Below are 4,392 nucleotides of genomic sequence, written 5' to 3'. Positions count from 1 at the left end.
CAGCCGCACCAGGAAGGCCGCGGCGGGCACGGTGAGCGCCAGGGCCAGCCACCACAGGCCGAAATGCATGGCCACCCAGCCCAGTGCCCACAACGTGCCGAGCGCCGTGGCGGTCAGCACCAGTTCGAACAGACTGCGGCCCAGGCTGGGACGCTTGTAGGGCGCGAGCTTGCGATTCCAGTCGGCGGGTGGGGTCTCGGTCACAGCGGAGTAACTTCCAGACGTGGGGTCGATCTAAGGAATGCGCGCAGAATGGGTCGGTTCTACGACAGGCTCACGAAGGCGCATGTCCTGCATTACGTCGAATTAACCCGCCGCGCCACGCCGCCGTCTTGCGGGGCTCGCACCCCGCCCCATAGGGTCGCGTCACTTTTGTAACCACCGGGGAGGGGGCCATGCAGAGCCGCCGTCAACTTTTACTGGCCGCAGGCGCGACCATGGCCCTGGCGGGCTGCGCCAGCACGGCCCAGCCCGTTGCTCCGCCGCCCGCGCCACCCGCGCCTCCGCCCCCGCCGCCGGCCCCCAAGGCCGGCGAACAGCTCACCAAGTTCCTCGACGACGTGTTCCAGGCGGCCGTGGACGATTCGCCCCAGCTCGCCACCAGCCTCGGCCTCGACAATGGCGCGCGCAGCCAGGCCAAGTTCAAGCTCGACGACGCTTCCCTGGCCGACCGGGCCCGTGACAAGGCGCAGAACACGCAGTTCCTGGGCCGGCTCAAGGCCATCGACCGCGCCCAGCTCAGCGGCATGGCGGCGGTCAACTACGACAGCATGATGTTCGGCCTGGAGACCGGCGAGGCTGCCAACCAACGGTTCGACTATGGCTATCTGGGCGCGGGCCAGCCCTACATCCTGTCCCAGCTCACCGGCTCTTATCAGCAGACGCCAGACTTCCTGGGCTCGCAGCACCGGATCGAGACCAAGGAGGACGCCGACGCCTATCTGTCCCGGCTGGCCGACTTCGGCGCGGTCATGAACCAGGAGACCGAGCGGGCGCGGCGGGACATCGACGCAGGTGTGATCCCGCCCGACTTCGTGATCTCCCGCGCGCTCACCACCATGAACAACCTGCTGGTCGCGCCGGAGAAGTCGCCGCTGGTCAGCTCGGTGGCCGACCGGGCCAAGGCCAAGGGTATCGCCGGCGACTATGCGGGCCATGCCTCGAAGATCTATCTCGACGCCGTGCGTCCGGCCCTGGAGCGCCAGATCGCCCTGTTCAAACAGACGCAGCCCAAGGCCGTCCACGACGCCGGCGTCTGGCGCCAGCCGGACGGCGAGGCCTACTACCATCACGCCCTGCTGGGTTCGACGACCACCACGCTGACCGCCGACGAGATTCACAATATCGGCCTGGAGCAGGCCAAGGAGCTGTCGGCCCGCGCCGAGGTGCTGCTGCGCGCCCAGGGCATGACCCAGGGCACGGTGGGCGCCCGCATCCGCGCCCTATTCGACAACAAAAAGTACCGCTACCCAAACACCGACGCGGGCAAGCTCAAGCTGCTCTCCGACCTCAATGGCAAGGTCGAGGCGATGTCCAAGCGACTGCCCGATTATTTCGGCACGCTTCCCAAGGCGCCGCTGGAGATCAAGCGGGTCCCGACCTTCATCGAGGCCGGCGCGCCGGGCGGCTATTACAACCAGCCGACCCTGGATGGCTCGCGGCCCGGAATCTACTGGATCAACCTGCGCGACACCGCCGAGAACCCCACATGGACCCTACCGACGCTCACCTATCATGAGGGCGTTCCGGGCCACCACATGCACCTGGCGCTGCAACAGGAAGCCGACCTGCCGATGATCCGGCGGGTGATCTTCCTGTCGGCCTATGGCGAGGGCTGGGCGCTCTACGCCGAGCACCTGGCCAAGGAGATGGGGGTCTATGCCGACGACCCGCTGGGCGAGATCGGCTACATCCAGTCTTCGCTGTTCCGCTCGGCGCGGCTGGTGGTCGACACCGGCATGCACGCCAAGCGCTGGAGCCGCGAGAAGGCCATCGACACCATGACCTCCATCGACGGCTCGCTGAAGTCCTCGGCCACCACCGAGATCGAGCGCTACTGCGTCTGGCCGGGCCAGGCCTGCAGCTACATGGTGGGCAAGCTCACCTGGCTGCGGCTGCGCGACAAGGTCCAGGCCGCCCTGGGCCCGAAGTTCGACATCCGCAAGTTCCATGATGCGGGCCTGCTGGGCGGCTCCACGCCGCTCACGGTGCTCGAGGGCATAATGGATCGCCACATCGCGGAGATGAAGGCATGAGCCGGATGCAGTTCGACCGCCGCGCCTTTCTCGGCTCGACCGCGGGGCTCGCCCTGCTGGCGGGCGCTCCCGCCTTCGCGGCGACGCGCACCGAAGAGGACGCCAAGATGCGGGTCCTCTTCGACCAATTCTTCGAGGAGGGCCTGGACGCCTCGCCCCAGGGCGCCACCAGCCTTGGCCTCGACAAGGGGGCCAGGGCCGCCGCCAAGTCGAAGCTGAATGGCGAGTCCCTGGCCGATCTCGCCCAGGACAAGGCGCGCACCGCCGACCAGCTCAAGCGCCTGGGAACGGTGGATCGCGCCAAGCTCTCTGACGGCGACAAGCCCAATTACGACGCGGTGAAGTTCAATCTGGAGACCGAGGCCCAGGCGGACGCGCGCTTCAAATACGGTTCCAACGGCGGGCGGACCACCTATGTCCTGTCCCAGCTCAACGGCGCCTACCAGGACATCCCCGACTTCCTGGGCTCCCAGCACACCCTCGAGACCAAGGCAGACGCCGACGCCTATATCGCGCGGCTGGACGCCTTCGGCGGCGTCATGGATCAGGAGCTGGAACGCGCCCGTCACGACGTGGCCCTCGGCGTCGTCCCGCCCGACTTCGTCATCGAGCGCGCCCTGATCCAGATGCGGGGCCTCAAGACCGATCCCGCCGCCTCGCCCCTGGTCACCTCGGTGGCGACCCGGGCCAAGGACAAGGGCGTGGCCGGCGACTATGCGGGCCAGGCGGCCAGGATCTACGCCGACAAGGTCATCCCCGCCCTGGACCGCCAGATCGCCCACATGGAGTCGCTGAAGGCGAAGGCGACCCACGACGCCGGCGTCTGGCGGCTGCCTGACGGCGAGGCCTACTACCAGTCCGCCTTGCGGGCCATGACCACCACCACCCTGACCGCCCAGGAGATTCACGAGCTGGGCCTGGAACAGGCCAAGGCGCTCTCAGCCCGGGCCGATGTCATCCTGAAAGGCGCCGGCTACACTCAAGGCTCGGTGGGCGCGCGCATCGACGCGCTCTTCAAGGACCCGAAGTATCACTACGCGAACACCGACGAGGCCAAGGTCCAGCTCATCGCCGACCTGAACGAGATGGTGAAGGCGATCCGGCCGCGACTGCCCGAGACCTTTGGCGCCCTGCCCAAGGCCGAGGTCGAGATCCGCCGGGTGCCCAAATTCATCGAGGCCGGAGCGCCGGGCGGCTACTACAACCGCCCCGCCTTGGACGGCTCGCGGCCGGGCATCTACTGGATCAATCTGCGCGACAGCGCCGAGAACCCCAAGTGGACGCTGAAGACGCTCACCTATCACGAGGCCATTCCGGGCCATCACCTGCAACGCTCGCTGCAGCAGGAGGCCGATCTGCCGATGCTGCGCCGGATCGCCGGCTTCCCAGCCTATAGCGAGGGCTGGGCGCTCTATTCCGAGGAGCTGGCCAAGGAAATGGGCGTCTATGAGGGCGATCCCCTTGGCGAACTGGGCATGCTGCAGGCGGCCCTGTTCCGCTCCGCCCGGCTGGTCGTCGACACCGGTCTGCACGCCAAACGCTGGAGCCGCGAGAAGGCCATCGAGACCATGAGCTCCATCGATGGCTCGCCGCCCAGCTCGGCGGCCACCGAGATCGAACGCTACTGCGTCTGGCCGGGTCAGGCCTGCAGCTACATGGTCGGCAAGCTCACCTGGCTACGCCTGCGCGCCAAGGCGAGGACCGCCCTTGGCTCCAGGTTCGACATCCGCAAGTTCCACGACGCGGGCCTGCTGTCGGGGGCCATGCCCCTGACGGTGCTGGAATCCGTCATCGATCAACACGTTTCCAACGCGAGAGCCTGACCTTGACCCAGCAACTCGACCGTCGCGCCTTCCTCGCGACCACCGCCGCCGGCGCCCTCGTCGCCGCTACGCCCGCCATCGCCCAGGCCGGCGAGGACGCCCGACTGAAAACCCTGCTGGACGCCATGTTCGAGGAGGCGGTCGACGAGAGTCCCGAGCGGGCCACGGGCCTCGGCCTCGACAAGGGCGTGCGGGCGGCGCTCAAGAGCCAGCTCGACGACTATTCCGCCGCCGGACGCGAGAAGCGCCTGGGCCAGACCCGCGCGCGGGTGGCCAAGCTGAAGGCCATCGATCGCAACGCTCTGTCGCCGGCC

Annotated in this window: 3 protein-coding genes and 1 pseudogene; 3 read left to right on the top strand and 1 reads right to left on the bottom strand. The window is 68.0% G+C overall.

All coding sequences use genetic code 11. From position 1 onward, the window contains the following. Positions 1-204 (bottom strand): hypothetical protein (locus tag RMO04_RS08910; protein ID WP_309644429.1); only part of this gene is annotated, 204 nt, incomplete at its 3' end. Positions 205-395: 191 nt separating this feature from the next. On the opposite strand from RMO04_RS08910, the gene RMO04_RS08905 reads away from it, so the two are divergent. From RMO04_RS08905 to RMO04_RS08895, 3 genes and pseudogenes are all read left to right on the top strand, one after another. Continuing rightward, positions 396-2,255, top strand: coding sequence for a DUF885 family protein (locus RMO04_RS08905; RefSeq protein WP_309644428.1), 1,860 nt, complete (start codon positions 396-398; stop codon positions 2,253-2,255). Beyond that, a complete protein-coding gene (locus RMO04_RS08900; RefSeq protein WP_309644427.1) occupies positions 2,252-4,078 on the top strand; it encodes a DUF885 family protein in 1,827 nt (608 codons plus the stop codon). The genes RMO04_RS08905 and RMO04_RS08900 overlap by 4 nt, the downstream gene beginning before the upstream one ends. A 2-nt stretch (positions 4,079-4,080) precedes the next feature. Next, a pseudogene (locus RMO04_RS08895) lies at positions 4,081-4,392 on the top strand (DUF885 domain-containing protein); the annotation flags it as partial.

The sequence above is a fragment of the Phenylobacterium sp. genome (assembly GCF_031412415.1).
GTDB lineage: Bacteria > Pseudomonadota > Alphaproteobacteria > Caulobacterales > Caulobacteraceae > Phenylobacterium.
This window is presented reverse-complemented; position numbering and strand designations above follow the sequence as displayed.